The following is a 16,421-nucleotide window of genomic DNA, read 5'->3' on the forward strand; positions in this document are numbered from 1 at the left end:
CAGATCAGGAAACCATCATGACCGCACTCGTCATTGCTGAACACGATAACGCTTCGCTCAAGGGAAGCACTCTCCACACCATCACCGCGGCCGCCCAGTGCGGCGGCGAGGTCCATGTCCTCATCGCCGGTGCCAACTGCGGCGCTGCCGCCGAAGCCGCTGCCAAGATCGCCGGCGTGACCAAGGTCCTGGTCGCCGATGCCGCGCATTTCGCCGAAGGCCTGGCCGAGAATGTCGCCGAACAGGCACTCGCGATCGCTTCCGCGTACGCGCACATCCTGGCTCCCGCGACCGCTTACGGCAAGAACATCCTGCCGCGTGTGGCGGCCAAACTGGACGTTGGGCAAGTGTCGGAAATCACCAAGGTGATCTCCGCCGACACCTTCGAGCGTCCTTTCTATGCCGGCAATGCCATTGCCACCGTGCAGTCGGCTGATCCAGTCAAGGTCATCACTGTGCGTACCACTGGCTTCGATGCGGCAGCCACCGGCGGCAATGCCGCAGTGGAAACCATTGCTGCAGCCGCTGATGCCGGCAAGTCGGCTTTTGTGTCGCGCGAAGTGGCCAAGTCCGACCGTCCGGAACTGACCGCCGCCAAGGTGATCGTGTCCGGTGGCCGCGGCATGGGTTCAAGCGACAACTTCAAGATCCTGGAGCCGCTGGCCGACAAGCTGGGTGCCGCCATGGGTGCGTCGCGCGCAGCGGTCGATGCGGGTTTTGTCCCGAACGACTGGCAGGTCGGTCAGACCGGCAAGATCGTGGCACCGCAGCTGTATATCGCGGTCGGCATCTCCGGTGCGATCCAGCATTTGGCCGGCATGAAGGATTCGAAGACCATTGTGGCGATCAACAAGGATCCGGACGCGCCAATCTTCTCGGTGGCGGACTACGGCATCGTCGGCGACTTGTTCGAATTGGTGCCACAGTTAACAGCTACGGCCGAACGTTAACCACTGCTACCTGTTCATGGAACTCGGATAAAAGTTCTGGATGACGTCGCAATGGCTGCGAGCAGGGAGGTCTGGCACTCGATTAGAAAGTCGCCGGGGGCAACCGGCCATTTCAGGGCCGGGAGCGATTCCAGAACTGTGCTCACGTCATACTCTTTATCGACTTCCATCAGGCCGAGCCGGTTATCGTTGAAGCGGCAGATTCTCATCACCCCCCTTGATGTATTGTAAAAATCTTGCCTATAATTCGGCATAAACAAATCATGCTCAAAATTGAGCGTGCTTCATTTTAAAACATGCTGTTTTATCCTGTGAACTGGTTTTACTGGCTTGTGCCTTGCAGTGACTCGGGACACCATGATTAAAACGTCTATCATCGCTGCCTCATAGAAACTGCCAACAATGGATATGCAGAAGATAACCGCCAGTACGGAAGAACGGCTGGAGCCTCCGCCCACGCTTGGATTGCGGGAGAAGAGCAAACTGGATAAACGGCGTCGAATCAAAGCGGCGGCGCGCTCAGTGTTTGTGGAGAAAGGTTATGACGCAGCAACGACACGCGAGATCGCTGCACTCGCCGAGGTCGGAATCGGGACATTGTTTGTCTATGCCAAAGACAAGCGCGAGCTGCTGATGATGATCATTAATGATGACTTGGACGAAGTGAACGATACTAGCGCCTATATCGTCGACCACAAAGCGCCACTGGTCGATCAGGTCACCGCTTTTTTCAAGGTCCGGTATGCTTACTGGGCCTGCGAACCCAGTCTCGCACGACCCGCGGTGAAAGAGACCTTCGATTTCCTTGGTAGCGCCAATGTGCAGGGTCCGGAAACCGCGCGCTTTTATGCGCGTCGCCCAAAGATCCTTAGTATGTTGACCGGGATTGTCAAAGACGGGCAGGAAAGTGGGATGATCGCCGACGACGTGTCGGCGGATCTGATTGCCTCCTTGTTCATAACGATTTATCTGACGGAAGTCAGGCGCTGGTTGAGTCAGGATGAACCGCTTGTCGAGGCGGGGATTGCACGGTTGCGCGAATTGCTAGCACTGGCGATTCGGGGAATAGAGCCGCAGCGCGCGGTATCTTCTTCTCACCAAGACAGGGCTATGGTCTGTCTGACAGAAGTCACAGCAGTCAGATGACCATTGATGGAACGCCTTACCACATGCATCTCACGCCGGCATATTCGAGCTGACTCAATCGGGTCGAGTGTTAGTTTGGCCTGATCATTTCTTTGCTAATACCCTTATCCCATGCAAAAAACCTTGTATGACAAGCTCTGGGAGAGCCATGTCGTGCGCGACCTCGGAGACGGCAACGCGCTTTTGTACATTGACCGACACCTTGTACACGAAGTTACCAGCCCGCAAGCCTTCGAAGGGCTTCGGCAAGCTGAACGGCATCCATGGCGGCCGCGTTCGATCATCGCCACGCCAGATCACAATACGCCGACGAGCGACTGGGATCAGGACATAGCCGATCCTTATTCACGGGAGCAGGTGGATACGCTGGATCGCAATGTTCGAAATCTCGCCACACTGGCGTATTTTCCCTTCCGCAGTGACAAGCAGGGAATCTTGCATGTGGTCGCGCCGGAACTCGGGGCGACGCTTCCAGGTACCACCATCGTGTGTGGCGACTCGCACACATCGACGCATGGGGCGTTTGCTGCCCTCGCCTTTGGCATCGGCACCTCAGATGTCGAACATGTTCTTGCGACACAAACGCTAACGGCGACACGGGCAAAAAACCTCAGGGTGCAGGTAGATGGTGATCTCCAAGCAGGGGTGGCTGCCAAGGATATTGTGCTTGCGATCATTGGTCGACTCGGCGCTGCAGGTGGTACTGGTCACGCTATCGAGTTTTGCGGCAGCACCATTGCAAAATTATCGATGGAAGAGCGAATGACCGTATGCAACATGGCTATCGAGGCTGGTGCACGCACAGGACTGGTGGCGTTCGATACGACGACCATGAATTATTTGCAGCACAAACCGTATGCCCCTAAAGATGCGCGATGGGAACGCGCCGTTGCGTATTGGATGACCTTGCACTCGGACCCCGATGCCCCGTTTGACAAGGAGGTGAGGATCAATGCCAACGAGATTGAGCCGCAGGTAACGTGGGGGACCTCGCCGGATATGGTGCTCCCGATCCATGGCTTTATTCCCGACCCTGACGTAGAAGCCGATCCTCAGCGCCGCCAAAGCTTTATGCAGGCATTGTCCTATATGGGACTGCAGGGAGGCACCCGCCTGCTCGGCTTGCCGATTGACAAGGTCTTCATTGGATCGTGCACGAATTCCCGCATAGAAGACTTGCGGGCAGCTGCATCCGTCGTCTGCGGTCACCACGTCGCCGATTCGGTAATTCGAGCGATGGTGGTGCCTGGTTCGGGACAAGTCAAGCGGCAGGCGGAACAGGAGGGATTGGACAAGATCTTCATCGATGCCGGATTCGAATGGCGACAACCCGGCTGCTCGATGTGTCTTGCGATGAACGACGACCGTCTCATGCCGGGAGAACGCTGTGCATCCACATCCAACCGAAATTTCGAAGGCCGCCAGGGTGCCGGTGGCAGATCACATCTGATGAGCCCTGCCATGGCTGCGGCGGCCGCACTCGCGGGCTGCATCACAGATATCAGGGAGTGGATGCAATGACACCTTTCACATCAATACACGGCCTAATCGCGTCACTGGACAGGAATAACGTCGATACCGATGCGATCATTCCGAAACAGTTCATGAAAACCATCGGCCGTACTGGCCTTGGCCCCTTCGCATTCGATGCGTGGCGTTACCTCGATGAAGGGTCCTGGGGCCAGGATTGCTCGAAGCGCCCACTCAATCCAGACTTCGAGCTAAACCAGCCGAGATTCGCAGGTGCGTCGATTCTTTTGACCAGAAAGAACTTTGGCTGCGGCTCATCGCGTGAACATGCGCCATGGGCACTAAAAGATATGGGCTTTCGGGCTATCGTCGGCGAGTCATTTGGCGATATCTTCCGCAACAATTGCCTAAAGAACGGCATCCTTGTAGTGATTCTCCCGGCGGCACAGGTACAGGGACTGGTAGTACGGGTTGCGGCCCAGCCGGGGGCAACCATGGCGATCGACCTGGCGACGCGCTCCCTGCATTTTGACGGCTCGGAAGTGATCAGGTTCGATATCGATACCACATGGCAGGAGCGCCTCCTGAATGGCTGGGACGATATATCGATGACCTTGCAGGAAGCAGAAGCCATTCGCCACTTCGAAGAAAAGCATCGCACCGCTCAGCCCTGGCTTTACGACTAGGCCGATCATGGCTTGGCGTAGCCAGGCCGTACTCTTACTGCTCACGAAAGCGTCAAATGACCATCAACAGGGCGCTGAGCGAGAAATTCCTCCAGTGGACGTGGATTATCACCACTCTGATGCGACCAATTAGTCGGAGACAACCAGCGGCGCACAAGTAAACAAATTGAATTAGCGACTGCGCTATCCGGCTTGATGGAAAGGCCAGCGTGTGCCGAATGTTTTACTGAGCAAGATCTTGCTCAAGTAGAATTTGACGATGTAGAATCAGCTCGCTGTAATTAACGAGAAGGGCTCATGACTGGACCACCAGTTGTCAGCCCTTTTTGCTTTAACGTTCGCGTGAAACGGTGGCGCCATTTATGCGCCTGCACGCTTGACTCCGATCGGTGCCATGACCTGAATCACGCATCGGGGAGGGTGGCCTGGGCCGATGCCTTTACCAGATTTGGCGCCGGCGCATCTTTCAGTCGTCCGCCGGGGATTGCCTGAAAATCCTGGCGCGTCCTCACCACGACAGTTGAGCCAATCGTCGTATTCCTCCAGTTCAGGTAATACCAGCATTCTCGTTTCACCTTCCGGTTGACGCATGCGCGCCATCAGCGCATGGTCGGCGTTGATCGTCAGCATTGAAGAGCTCAGCATTGAAGAGCTCAGCAACGGCAAGCCATTGTCACCATCGCTTCGATACGCCCCGATTCCCGTCACGCCAATCGGTTCGTCAGTCTGTTCCATTACTCATGGCGCAGGGCAGACCAACCGGCCATTCTTCTCCGTGCAATCCGATTCCATTTTTGCAGGTATTTCAGAGCCATTGCAAGTGCCTCACCGCCGTATTGCGCATCTCGACATGGACTCCTTTTTTGCGTCGGTCGAGTTGCTAAAATATCCAGACCTGAAAAGATCTCCAGTGGTGATTGGGGGCGCAATGAACACCAGCCAGGGCAACTGCCGAATGGAACCCGACGCTATGCCCGTTGGCGGGATTATGTCGGACGCAAAAAATTCTTTGAAATAGGATACACATTTCAAAAAACATTCAGTACACTTATCTTATACCGTAAGTGTGCTGAACAATATCCAAAGGAGACATGATGGAAACCTTGAAATCAGCTCGTTCTAGCAAGAGGTCCAAGAAGCCCCCCGTCGGGCCAATGCACGGAGCTTTGTGGCTGCGTCCAACACGACGCCAACGCCTTGCCGGCGCTATAGGGCGTAGTTCACAGCGCATTTAACTTGACGCGCAGCGCCGCATATGGAAGAGGCGGGTAGGGCTTAGCCGAGTAGATGAAATTAGTTGGTAGCGACTGTTCCCATGTTGCTGGCGCGATACTCGGACCAGCCATCTAGATCGTGACACAAACATAGCGCGGCAAGAGATCCCAGTAACGTGATTTCGTTTTTGATTCGTCAAGAGAGATTGTTATGTTCCCTAAAAATACCTGGTACGTGGCCTGTACTCCAGACGAGATCGTCGAGAAGCCACTAGGAAGAAAGATCTGCGGTGAGAACATGGTTTTCTACCGTACAAGCGAGGGCAAGGTAGCTGCGCTGGAAGATTTTTGTCCCCATCGGGGCGCTCCCCTATCCCTTGGATTCATCCGAGACGGAAATTTGGTGTGCGGTTACCACGGCTTAGAGATGGGCCCAGATGGGAAGACCATCGCGATGCCAGGTCAGCGTGTGCGCGGTTTCCCGTGCATAAAATCATTCCCCGTTTTCGAGCGCTATGGCTTCATCTGGGTATGGCCTGGGGATGCTACGCGTGCCGATCCAGCACTCATTCATCACCTTGAATGGGCAGAAAGTCCGGACTGGGCTTACGGCGGCGGGCTCTACCATATCAAGTGCGACTATCGTCTCATGATCGATAACCTGATGGACCTGACACACGAGACTTACGTTCACGCGACGAGTATCGGGCAGCGGGAAATCGATGAGGCTCCCGTCAATACGAAGGTCATAGGCGACGAAGTCATCACAAGCCGCTATATGGAGAACGTCGAGGCTCCGCCGTTTTGGAAAGCAGCATTACGCGGCAACGGATTAGCAGATGATGTGCCAGTCGATCGTTGGCAAATTTGCCAGTATCTGCCACCGAGCCACGTCATGATCGAAGTCGGAGTCGCCCATGCGGGCCACGGTGGGTACGATGCTGCGCCTGAGCATAAAGTTTCGAGTATCGTTGTCGACTTCATGACGCCAGAAACAGAGACATCTCATTGGTATTTCTGGGGTATGGCTCGTAACTTCAAACCCAACGACCCGGCACTAACGGAAACAATCCGGGAAGGCCAAGGCAAGATCTTTGCCGAAGACCAGGAAATGCTTGAGAAGCAACAACGAAACATCCTTACTTATCCAGAACGGAAGCTACTCATGCTCAATATTGATGCAGGTGGTGTCCAGTCACGACGCGTCCTTGATCGCATTCTGGCCGAAGAGCAAGCCATTTCAGCAGCTTGAGGAAATATTCCCGGCCGCCTATAGGTATTCAAAGATCGATGAAGAATGAGTGAGACAAAAGTGGAAACTATCGACGTTAAGGTTGTACGTAAGACCAAGGAAGCGGATGGCATTGTAAGCTTCAAGTTACAGGCCGCTAATGGTAAGCCGCTGGCATCGTTTAGCGCAGGTTCGCACATTGATGTCCATGTGCCCGGTGGAATAGTGAGACAATACTCACTTTGCAATGACCCGCACGATTCCAGTCACTACCAGATCGCGGTCTTACGCGATCCTGCCTCTCGGGGCGGCTCGCTCGGTATGCATGAGCAAGTCAATCAAGGCGACGTGATCAAGATTAGTCAACCAAAAAATCAATTTCCTTTGGTGCCTGCCGAGCGAAGCCTTCTGCTAGCAGGGGGGATTGGTATCACGCCGATATTGTGCATGGCTGAGCGCCTCACGCGCATAGGTGCCCGGTTCAAAATGCATTATTGCAGCCGATCAGCAGAGCGGACTGCATTTGTTGATCGCATAAAAGCAAGCGCATTCGCGTCGCACGCTCAGTTTCATTTCGATGATGCTGGCTCAGAGCAGAAATTAGATTTACCGGCCATCCTGAAAAAGGCTGGTAAGGAAACGCATATCTACGTTTGCGGGCCAACAGGCTTTATCGAGCACGTCGTTGCTACTGCAAAGGAGCTCGGTGTAGGTGAAGAGTTCGTCCATTTTGAATATTTCGGTGCCAAGCAGGCTGATACGACCGGCGATACTGCATTTGAAGTAAAGATAGCGAGTACCGGCGCGTGCTATCAGATACCCGCTGGGAAAACGGTCGTGGCGATATTAGAAGAGCAGGGCATTTCCATTCCCATATCCTGCGAGCAGGGAGTATGCGGAACTTGCATCACACGTATATTGGATGGAGTTCCGGACCATCGCGATATGTATTTTATGGATAACGAGAAAGCGCAAAATGACCAGTTCACACCTTGCTGTTCGAGGGCAAAAAGCACTTCCCTTACGCTTGATCTCTAATTTTGCTTTTATGGTCCTATAAAAGGAGATGCGTGGCGCGGCCAACTTGATTTGGCGACGAGGCTAGTGGGGCCCAAACTAGCCGTTGATAGAGCCAAAAACTTCCTACACATCCTAACAAATATTCAGTACTTTCAACATAGACGTTGAGTGTACTGAGCGATAGCGAAATATGCGTTCGGGATAAGGCAAAACCAGGAGACACCATGAAGACGATAATGATAACGTCTGCTCTTCTAATCTCTATCACTCGCGGACGAATTGCAAGTCGACCTGGACGAATGGCTGGCGTACTACAACAACGATCGCACGCACCAAGGAAAGATGTGTTGTGGTAGGACACCGATGCAAACACTGTTGGACGGAAAGGAGGTGTGGCGCGATAAGATCACCACATTGAACAGCTGAATTTGAATTGACAATCGCTAGCGTCAAACCGGGCAACTGTCAGATCAGATCGCGACTACTACAACTAATTCAACCAGCCCATTCATGCCCTTGCGCATGCTGGTCATGCCGACCACAATCCAGATGCGTGTACCCGCCGGTGGGCCTATCATCCCTGTCACACCGAGAGTACAGCCCACAGACGAATCACGTCGACTTCTCCTTCGACCCGAACAACCGTTCCAGCAATCCTGATTTCGATTAGGGCCCGAGCGGCTTGCTTGCAGAGGCGTTATCAAACCGCGTCGCTGGGCTGGGCAGTTCCACGATCGGTGCATCTGTTTGCGCAACCAGACTGACTGGAAGCAGTGCCGGTTCAGACGTAACAGGCGCATAAAATTCGCCGGCACGATACTCTCGCCTCCATCAGGACAGCAGATTGGGATTGAGGCCATGCTCGCGAGCCAGCTTTGACACTGACACGCCAGGTTCGCATGCAAGAGCTGCGACGCGGGCTATGAATTCGATTGGAAAATTAGGCCGCCTGCCCGACTTCATCGACGCTAATGTCGCTTTCTCACGCTAACTTTTCCATCCGGTGCTCACCGAACTATTACATTCAGAGCTCTGATCAGAGGGTGGATTGCCAGGATCGTAATTACCTCTTGGAACTAACGCGTGCGGGGGAAGGCGCGTTCATGATGAGTGGTCAACTTTCCAAGAGTTGGTGTGCATGAACCTATCGAACGCAGAGAGTTGCTTCTATTCAGTCGGAATTACCACGGTACGAATCTTTGTCATAATATGCATAAAGTAATCTTTCTCATCAATACATCGCCAATATGCACTGGCTTTCGCATCGTTATCTCATTCAATATTTTAGTGATTTAGCTACTCGGGACATCGTCCATATTTGCAACAAAACATGAAAACGTCATCCAACGATCACAACAAACAAACCTTGTCCGAGGATCTCTATGCACAGCCTGGACACTTGCTTCGTCGTGCTCAGCAGATTTCCGCATCACTCTTCTTTGATGAAATCGATGCCGATATCACCCCGATTCAGTATGCGGTTCTGCATACCCTCATGGAGCATCCGGGCATTGACCAGGTCTCGGTGGCCGGTCTTGTCGCAATTGACACTTCTACCGCAGCGACGGTCATCGTTCGCCTTGAACAACGGGGTCTTCTAACGCGCGAAGTGCATGCTGTTGACCGGCGGCTGAGAGTTGTTAACCTTACCAAAGCAGGCGAAAAGCTCCTTGTGAGTCTCATTCCAGCTATTCACCGGCTTCATCAGAAGATCCTCGAGCCCTTCACGGTGACGGAAGCCCAGCAATTTATGAAACTGCTCCACAAGTTAGTTCACCTTCAGAACGAACAGAGCCGGGCGCCTTTTAGCGAGATGAAACGCGATCTACCGGTGGATCGTACGCCTCGTAAGCGAGGAGCCCGCTCTTGATGTTCAACGATGTACTGTAATGCAAGTTATGAGACTTTGCCCTACGGTGAAAACTAAAAAGCTCAAGCGGCATTTTTGAGCATTTGATGGGGATCGATAACAAATTTCGTCGGTACTCCGGCATCAAATTCGCCATAGCCCTTACAGCGCGTTGGGCGAATTCAAGCCTGAGGTGCGATGAAATGAAGGTTTCTATCTTTCCAAGCCTCAGCCACCGGTCGAACGCCAGCCTAGCGTGCCGAAGTATGAATTCCAAGCCACATTCTGAGTCTTCGGCAAGCGGATACCGCGGACGGCGTTGCTCGCTGCGATGCTGCTTGAGTCTTTTGTGCCGGTTATCGTTCAGGCGCAGGAAACGCCTCTGCGCGAACCATTGTCCTTGCGCGGCTACGGCTCTAAGGGCGTCGCGCATTCCTCTTCGCGGGACGCCGATTTCGTAAGCGTGGCACCAAGTTCACCCATCACTTTCGCGAAACAGGTTCCGAAACAGTAATGGGTGATTTTCGTGATTTCCGGGGTGAGCAAATCCGGGAGCGGATTTTGCACGCCTTCGCTGCGCGGACAGCCGGTGGCGACCGCACCCGCAGCATGCTCGCCGGAGCGTCCCAGCGCATCGATCTAGCGGTCGACCTGCAAGCCATCCAGATTTCCCATGGCATTTACAGTAAATCAGACATGATCTCAGCAACGGTCTGCTTCCGGACCAATCGTGTTTGGCTGCCTTCAAGCCCTGCTGATGTTTATTCCGCAACCAGCCCGCCGCCATCGTTGCATTCGAGTTACCCAAGAGACACCGTGACGCACCGAGGTTACTGATTTCGTCACGGTAGGCGCGGTGCAAAGCGGCTGACTTCCTTTGGATATTGAGCCTTAGGGCTCGGCTCCTCGTCGCCCGGAAAATCTACACACGCTGCGACATCAATGCCTCGCCAGCAGCTTGTGGCGTTTGCACTGTGAGAGAGGAACAATTTCGTTCGTAAGGACGATGTTAAACGCTTAGACGAATTATTCGTTTTCTGCTGCAGATATAAAGTATGGATATCATACAAAGTTAACAGAAAACCGGAATAGCGCGTATGAAAAGCTAAATATGAAATATGTCTTTGTGATATTTGAAAAAGAAACTATCGCGTTGACGCTTTAATTGCGAAAAATAAGTATGTCTTACTAATTGACTGAGATCTTTTTTGGATGCAGAATGAGGACATAATACGAATGCATCCGGAGACAATTTCTCATGCAACCTCATCTGCGTCAAGCGTTGGCCGCATTGGGCCGCGCTATCACTCCAGAGCTTATCGGAGGCACGTCCGCCTTGATGGCACCCCACGCGCCGCGTCCTCAGGCGGATGCGTGCACCGTGCTCCGCGACCAAAGCTACGGCCCTCACGACCGTCATCGCCTGGATATATTTGTGCCGAACGGGGCGCCGCACGCGCGGCCCGTGGTGCTGTTCGTGCACGGCGGTGGCTTTACCATGGGGCAGAAGGGCGGCCCTGATGACGTTTTTTATAACCATATCGGCGCCTGGGCTGTAGCACAGGGCTGGGTTGGCGCGACAATGAATTATCGACTCGCGCCGGACCATGTTTGGCCTGCTGGTGCTGATGACGTCACCTTGGCGGCCCGCTGGTTGCAGCAGCACGCACATTCCTGGTGTGGTGATGCGCCCGCCGTGGTGCTCATGGGACAGTCCGCTGGCGCTGCACACGTGGCCGGTTGCCTCGCGCGGTGGCCAGCGCAACAGCCTCGACCGAGCGGAGCGATTCTGCTCAGTGGATTGTATGACTTAAGTACGCTGCGCCACAGCGAGCGGGAACGCCTTTACTACGGCACGGACAGCAGTCTGTTCGCCGAGCGTTCGAGCTTGCCGAGACTGCTGGCCGGCGACTGGAACTGCCTGTATACCGTGTCCGAACTGGACCCGGCGGAATTCCAGCAGCAGGCAGCGCAGGTCGTGGCCGCCTCCATGGAGCGAACTGGCCGATGGCCGGAGATGATTTATCTGAGCGGCCACAATCATTTATCCAGTGTGCAACATATTGGCGCTCCACACGATACGCTGGGGCCGGTGCTGGCTGAGTTCGTTGGCCGTATCACCGCACGCGTCGGCTGAGGTGCGTATGTGGACGCGGCATACGTCATCCTCCCAAGCCAAGGCCGTTGCGCCCAAGGCGCGCAGCCGCCAATTGGCTTCCGCCAAGTCTCCTGATCGATTCACCTTCCAACATCACTAGGAGTTCCCATGAGTGAACCATTTCACGCCGTACAAAGCTTTTACGGTACCGAAACCCCATTGCGCTTCGAGGCCGACGTGCACGACTGCGAAGTGATCGGCCGTATTCCGGCCGAGCTTGAGGGCACGCTGTACCGCGCTGGTCCCGATACGCAGTTCCCCACTCTTTCGGCCGATACCATCGTCAACGGCGATGGCATAGTATCTTCGTTCGACTTTCGCGATGGACACGTCGCGTTCAAATGCCGCTATGTCAAGACCGAGCGCTTTCTGAAGGAGCGTGCGGCGAGAAGCAGGCTGTATGGTGCTTACCGGAATCAGCATACGGACGCGCCGGAAACGCGCGGCACTGACCGGGATAACACTGCGAACACGACTGCCTTCTTCCATGCAGGGCGCCTGCTCGCGTTGCGCGAGGATTCGCACCCGCACCAGATAGATCCCGATACGCTGGAAACCCTGCCCAAGTGGGACTTCGCCGGCCGACTCAAGGGAACTGCGCTCACCGCGCATCCTAAGATCGATCCCGTCACGGGCGAGTGGTGGTCGTACGGCTTCTACTGCCGCGGCACCCTGGACGCCGACATGGCATTGCAGGTGATCGACGCAAAGGGCGACCTGGTGCGCGAGGAATTTTTCCGCTCGCCGTACGCCGGCCTGGCGCATGATTTCGGCGTCACGCGAGAGCACGTCATCTTTGCCGTCATGCCGCTCACGACAGACCCAGCGCGCATCGCGGCGGGCGGCGACTTCTACGCCTACGATCCGGACCTGCCTTCACTGTGGGGCATTATGCGTCGCGACGCGAGCGTGGATACGATCCGCTGGTTCAAGCTCCACGAATGTATGAGCGGCCACATCATGAACGCGTACACCGAAGGCGATGTGGTCCACATCGACGCGACCATCAGCCCGGGCAGCGCTTTCCCGTTCTTTAATGATGTCCACGGCAATAAGGTTGACCCGGCTCGTGGTATCCCGCTGATCACCCGCTTGAGCTTCGATCTTTCCAGCGCCGACGATTACGTGGTCCGCACGCCTTTCCCCGGCGCGATGGGTGAAATGCCGCGCTGCGATCCGCGCTACGTGATGCAACCCTACCGCTGGGGGTTTATTAAAACCCGCGACGGCATCGGCCGGCTGGACTGGAAGACGCGCGAACTGGTGGAACACTTGACGCCAGGTGGAAGTGCGCAGGAGCCCGTCTTTGTGCCGCGCCGCGCCGACAGCATGGAGGGCGACGGCTTCCTGCTGAGCGTCGTCAATAAGCCGGCGGAAGGCTGCGCTGAGCTCTATGTACTTGATGCGCAACACATGGAGGCACCGCCGCTGGCACGAGTTCGATTGCCGTTTAAACAGCCGATGGCTTTCCACGGCAACTTTGTTCCGCGGGCGGATCGGAAATGAGTCACTGACCTGCGGCGCTTTTCATAATAAAACAAGGAGACAGTTGATGGAGACAGGATACTTAGGGCAGCATGCACAGCGTGCTGAGGGCAAACAAGTAACGGGGCGCACCGTGCGTCATGCATTGTTGCTGCTAGCGTCGTTGAGCCCGCTGGCGCAGGCTGCGCCGTTGATTGATGATGCGGAATCCGGCCTAAAGGTGAATTGGGACAACACGGTCAAGTACACTGCCGCAGCGCGTGTGGGCGACCGTGACAGCGTGTTGACGGGCCCGATCAATCTCAATGATGGCGACAATAATTTTGGTCGCGGCCTGATTTCGAACCGGCTGGATTTTTTCACGGAGTTGGACGCCGTGTACCGCGACGTGGGGGCGCGCGTCAGCGCGGCGGGATGGTACGACTCCGTATATAACCGTCCCAATGACAACCCCGGTCCGCCCGGAGCATTCGTCAATCATAGCTCGGCGCCCTACAATGAATTCACTGCGGCCACCCGCAAGCTGCACGGACGCAATGCCGAACTGATGGACGCGTTCTTGTTCGGAAAGTTGCGTCTTGGCGGCGGCGACTTGGCCGTTCGTCTGGGCCAGCATTCGCTGCTCTGGGGCGAAAGTCTTTTCTTTGCCGGGAACGCGATCGCCGGCGGGCAAATGCCCACCAACGTTGCCCGGTTGGTATCCGTGCCCAACTCGCAGGCGAAGGAGTTCGTGCTGCCGGTGCCGCAGGTTTCCTCGCAATGGCAATTGAGCGATGACGTGTCGGTTGGCGCCTACTATCAATTCCGCTATCGCGCGAACCGACTGCCTGCGGTGGGCAGCTATTTTTCCCAATCCGATACCAACTTCGATGGCGCCGAGCGTTTGTTGTTGGGGCCGGTAGCTGCCGCGCCGCGTGGACCAGACATGGATCCCAAGGATAGCGGTCAGGGGGGAGTGCAACTGCGCTGGCGGATCGCCGACACGGACCTGGGCTTCTACGCACTGCGCTTCCATAGCAAGGGGTTCCAACAGGTCACCCGCCTAGCGCCTGGCGCTGCAGGACCGGTCCCGGCCAGCTATTACCTCACGCACCATGAAGGCATTCGCGCTTATGGCCTTAGCGCCAGCCATACGTTTGGCCAAGCCAATGTCGCTATCGAGGCGTCGGTGAGGCACAACCAAGACCTGGCTAGCGCCGGCGCGGTGGACGCATCGGCGCTGGCCCCCGCTGGTGTGGTTCCTGCCAACAATAACCGGGGCAATCCGGCATACGCAGTGGGCAGGACCGCGCATGCGAACGTTTCGATGTTGTGGACCTTGCCGCATACCCCCCTGTTTGACGAAGCCAATCTGGTGGCGGAGGGCGCTTGGAACCGGGTCCTGAGCTGCCAGACGCAATGTGCGCGCATCGCGCCAACGGCGACACGTGACGCCGTGTCGTTCCGTCTGGTGCTGGAACCAATCTACCGGCAAGTAGTGCCCGGCCTGGACCTTGGTGTCCCGCTGGGTCTTGGTTTTACCCCGAAGGGGTCGCGTTCCATGGCGCTTGGTCCTGGCGGCTTGCCGGCTGAGAACGGCGGTGACGTGAGCATCGGAGTCAATGGTCTGTTCAGATCGGTTTGGAAATTCAACCTGAACTATACGCATTACTTCGGTCCGGTAGGCCCATTCCTTAACAGTTCAAACACCTTCAGCTACAAACAAGGCTTGGCTGACCGCGACGTGATGGTGTTCACACTGACCCGCACTTTCTGATTGATGGAGACACATATGCATACCCCACTGACTCTGCGTGCCCTGCTGCTGCTTTTGCCGCTGCTTGGCGCCACCACAGCACACGCCGCCACCACCCCTGAAGAAGCGGCCAAGCTCAAGACTGAACTTATGCCGCTGGGCGGCGAACGGGCGGGCAACAAGGATGGCAGCATCCCCGCCTGGACCGGCGGCTACACAACTGCGATCCCCGGCGATAAGGCCGGCGGGCGCCGCGGGGATCCGTTCAAGAACGAGAAGCCGCTGTTCTCGATCACGGCACGCAACATGTCGCAGTACGAGGACAAGCTGAGCGACGGACAAAAGGCGTTGCTGAAGAAGGACGCCGATTACCGAATCGACGTATACAAGACGCATCGTACCGCTGCGGCGCCGCAAGCGGTATACGACAATACGTTCCGCAATGCCACCCGTACCAAGCTGGTCGATGAAATGCCGAGCAATGCGTTCGGTGGCATTCCATTCCCGATACCGAAATCGGGCGCCGAGGTGATGTGGAATCACATGTTGCGCTGGCGCGGCGTTGCCGTGCAGATGAACACTCAGTCGTACCAGATGACAGCTGACGGTCGCAGCATCCTGACCAACATTAACAAAGGCGAAGTCCAGATGCCTTACTACTTCCAGGACAGTTCGCTGGAAGAATTCAGCAAGACCGGCGACTACTGGACCATTCGCGTCGTCAGCGAAGGCCCGCCCATCCGCTCGGGCGAGGCCATGGTCGGGCGTCGTCAGTTTGACGGCGACAAGGACCAAGGCTGGATTTACCTGACGGGCCAGCGCCGTGTGCGCAAGCTTCCCAATACTTGCTGCGACACCCCACATCCGTCGACGATGGGTCTGATGACTTTTGACGAGATCGAATCATGGTCGGGCCGCCTGGATCGCTTCGAATGGAAACTGGCGGGCAAGCGCGAGCTCTACATTCCTTACAACGGCAATCGCTTGCTGCAGCCGACCAGTGAAACCGAGGTGCTCGGAAAGGGCTATCTGAATCCAGACCATGTGCGTTGGGAGCTGCACCGGGTGTGGGTGGTTGACGCGGTGCTGCGCGATGGACGACGCCATGTGGCGCCGAAGTCACGCTACTATTGTGACGAGGATACATGGCTGTGCGTTCTGGGCGACCGCTGGGATGCAAAAGGGCAGCTTTGGAAAACGGTATGGACCCAGACCATAGTCGCCCCGGATTTGCCAGGTACCGTCGGCGGCGCATACGGCTATACCGATCTGATCGCCGGCAATGGCTTCGCGGGTCAGCTGATGAACACCAAGGATGCGCAGATGCCGATCAAGCCGCGTTTCCAGAGCAGCGTGTTTACTCCTGACTCCATGACTGGCGACAGTGTGCGCTGACCGCTATGGCCAAGTTTTCAATTAGTATGCCCAGCGGCCCGGCGCCGCTGGCCGCCCGCCGCCGCTTGTGCGCAGCATTGTT

Annotated in this window: 13 protein-coding genes and 2 pseudogenes; 14 read left to right on the forward strand and 1 reads right to left on the reverse strand. The window is 55.9% G+C overall.

Going from position 1 to position 16,421, the window contains the following annotated elements:
* Window positions 1-17 precede the first annotated feature (17 nt).
* From D3871_RS26985 to D3871_RS27030, 8 genes and pseudogenes are all read left to right on the forward strand, one after another.
* Window positions 18-950, forward strand: a complete 933-nt coding sequence (locus tag D3871_RS26985) for an electron transfer flavoprotein subunit alpha/FixB family protein (protein WP_119772158.1) — start codon at window positions 18-20, stop codon at window positions 948-950.
* A 402-nt stretch (window positions 951-1,352) separates the two neighbouring features.
* A complete protein-coding gene (locus D3871_RS26995) occupies window positions 1,353-2,096 on the forward strand; it encodes a TetR/AcrR family transcriptional regulator (RefSeq protein ID WP_119772160.1) in 744 nt (247 codons plus the stop codon).
* A 111-nt stretch (window positions 2,097-2,207) separates the two neighbouring features.
* Window positions 2,208-3,617, forward strand: coding sequence for a 3-isopropylmalate dehydratase large subunit (gene leuC / locus D3871_RS27000; protein WP_119772161.1), 1,410 nt, complete (start codon window positions 2,208-2,210; stop codon window positions 3,615-3,617).
* Complete coding sequence (leuD, locus tag D3871_RS27005; RefSeq protein ID WP_119772162.1) at window positions 3,614-4,252, forward strand: 3-isopropylmalate dehydratase small subunit; 639 nt, start codon at window positions 3,614-3,616, stop codon at window positions 4,250-4,252. The genes leuC and leuD overlap by 4 nt, the downstream gene beginning before the upstream one ends.
* Before the next feature lie 850 nt (window positions 4,253-5,102).
* Window positions 5,103-5,181, forward strand: a pseudogene (locus D3871_RS27015) (Y-family DNA polymerase); the annotation flags it as partial.
* Window positions 5,182-5,677: 496 nt separating this feature from the next.
* Window positions 5,678-6,718: an aromatic ring-hydroxylating dioxygenase subunit alpha gene (locus tag D3871_RS27020; RefSeq protein ID WP_119772164.1), complete on the forward strand. Its 1,041-nt coding sequence runs from the start codon at window positions 5,678-5,680 to the stop codon at window positions 6,716-6,718.
* 45 nt (window positions 6,719-6,763) lie between these two features.
* The gene (locus tag D3871_RS27025) at window positions 6,764-7,735 is read left to right on the forward strand and encodes a PDR/VanB family oxidoreductase (protein WP_119772165.1); all 972 of its coding nucleotides are present in this window, start codon (window positions 6,764-6,766) and stop codon (window positions 7,733-7,735) included.
* Window positions 7,736-7,990: 255 nt separating this feature from the next.
* A pseudogene (locus tag D3871_RS27030) lies at window positions 7,991-8,143 on the forward strand (IS481 family transposase); the annotation flags it as partial.
* Between the two features lie 405 nt (window positions 8,144-8,548).
* Here D3871_RS27030 and D3871_RS31820 read toward each other — a convergent pair.
* Window positions 8,549-8,680, reverse strand: a complete 132-nt coding sequence (locus D3871_RS31820) for a transposase (protein ID WP_119772166.1) — start codon at window positions 8,678-8,680, stop codon at window positions 8,549-8,551.
* Between the two features lie 367 nt (window positions 8,681-9,047).
* Between D3871_RS31820 and D3871_RS27040 the strand changes: the two genes are divergently transcribed.
* The 6 genes from D3871_RS27040 to D3871_RS27065 all read left to right on the forward strand — a co-directional run bounded on the left by D3871_RS27040 (window position 9,048) and on the right by D3871_RS27065 (window position 16,339).
* Complete coding sequence (locus D3871_RS27040) at window positions 9,048-9,587, forward strand: MarR family winged helix-turn-helix transcriptional regulator (RefSeq protein ID WP_119772167.1); 540 nt, start codon at window positions 9,048-9,050, stop codon at window positions 9,585-9,587.
* A 492-nt stretch (window positions 9,588-10,079) separates the two neighbouring features.
* On the forward strand, window positions 10,080-10,403 hold the full coding sequence (locus D3871_RS30415; protein WP_158598085.1) for a hypothetical protein: 324 nt from the start codon (window positions 10,080-10,082) through the stop codon (window positions 10,401-10,403).
* Between the two features lie 502 nt (window positions 10,404-10,905).
* Window positions 10,906-11,703 (forward strand): alpha/beta hydrolase, encoded by a 798-nt coding sequence (locus D3871_RS27050; protein ID WP_233575907.1) that lies wholly within the window; start codon window positions 10,906-10,908, stop codon window positions 11,701-11,703.
* 129 nt (window positions 11,704-11,832) lie between these two features.
* Window positions 11,833-13,230 carry a carotenoid oxygenase family protein gene (locus tag D3871_RS27055; RefSeq protein WP_119772169.1) on the forward strand — a complete coding sequence of 466 codons (1,398 nt, stop codon included), beginning with the start codon at window positions 11,833-11,835 and terminating at the stop codon, window positions 13,228-13,230.
* 46 nt (window positions 13,231-13,276) lie between these two features.
* Complete coding sequence (locus D3871_RS27060; RefSeq protein WP_119772170.1) at window positions 13,277-14,965, forward strand: DUF1302 domain-containing protein; 1,689 nt, start codon at window positions 13,277-13,279, stop codon at window positions 14,963-14,965.
* Between the two features lie 15 nt (window positions 14,966-14,980).
* The gene (locus D3871_RS27065; protein WP_119772171.1) at window positions 14,981-16,339 is read left to right on the forward strand and encodes a DUF1329 domain-containing protein; all 1,359 of its coding nucleotides are present in this window, start codon (window positions 14,981-14,983) and stop codon (window positions 16,337-16,339) included.
* The last annotated feature ends 82 nt before the right edge of the window (window positions 16,340-16,421 follow it).

Origin of the sequence: Noviherbaspirillum saxi, from assembly GCF_003591035.1 — a bacterium.
Taxonomy (GTDB): Bacteria; Pseudomonadota; Gammaproteobacteria; order Burkholderiales; family Burkholderiaceae_D; genus Noviherbaspirillum; species Noviherbaspirillum saxi.

Coding starts and splice junctions, on each gene's coding strand:
- D3871_RS26985 (WP_119772158.1), top strand. CDS start 18: ATGACCGCACTCGTCATTGCTGAACACGATAACGCTTCGCTCAAGGGA.
- D3871_RS26995 (WP_119772160.1), top strand. CDS start 1,353: ATGGATATGCAGAAGATAACCGCCAGTACGGAAGAACGGCTGGAGCCT.
- leuC (WP_119772161.1), top strand. CDS start 2,208: ATGCAAAAAACCTTGTATGACAAGCTCTGGGAGAGCCATGTCGTGCGC.
- leuD (WP_119772162.1), top strand. CDS start 3,614: ATGACACCTTTCACATCAATACACGGCCTAATCGCGTCACTGGACAGG.
- D3871_RS27020 (WP_119772164.1), top strand. CDS start 5,678: ATGTTCCCTAAAAATACCTGGTACGTGGCCTGTACTCCAGACGAGATC.
- D3871_RS27025 (WP_119772165.1), top strand. CDS start 6,764: ATGAGTGAGACAAAAGTGGAAACTATCGACGTTAAGGTTGTACGTAAG.
- D3871_RS31820 (WP_119772166.1), bottom strand. CDS start 8,680: ATGAAGTCGGGCAGGCGGCCTAATTTTCCAATCGAATTCATAGCCCGC.
- D3871_RS27040 (WP_119772167.1), top strand. CDS start 9,048: ATGAAAACGTCATCCAACGATCACAACAAACAAACCTTGTCCGAGGAT.
- D3871_RS30415 (WP_158598085.1), top strand. CDS start 10,080: ATGGGTGATTTTCGTGATTTCCGGGGTGAGCAAATCCGGGAGCGGATT.
- D3871_RS27050 (WP_233575907.1), top strand. CDS start 10,906: ATGGCACCCCACGCGCCGCGTCCTCAGGCGGATGCGTGCACCGTGCTC.
- D3871_RS27055 (WP_119772169.1), top strand. CDS start 11,833: ATGAGTGAACCATTTCACGCCGTACAAAGCTTTTACGGTACCGAAACC.
- D3871_RS27060 (WP_119772170.1), top strand. CDS start 13,277: ATGGAGACAGGATACTTAGGGCAGCATGCACAGCGTGCTGAGGGCAAA.
- D3871_RS27065 (WP_119772171.1), top strand. CDS start 14,981: ATGCATACCCCACTGACTCTGCGTGCCCTGCTGCTGCTTTTGCCGCTG.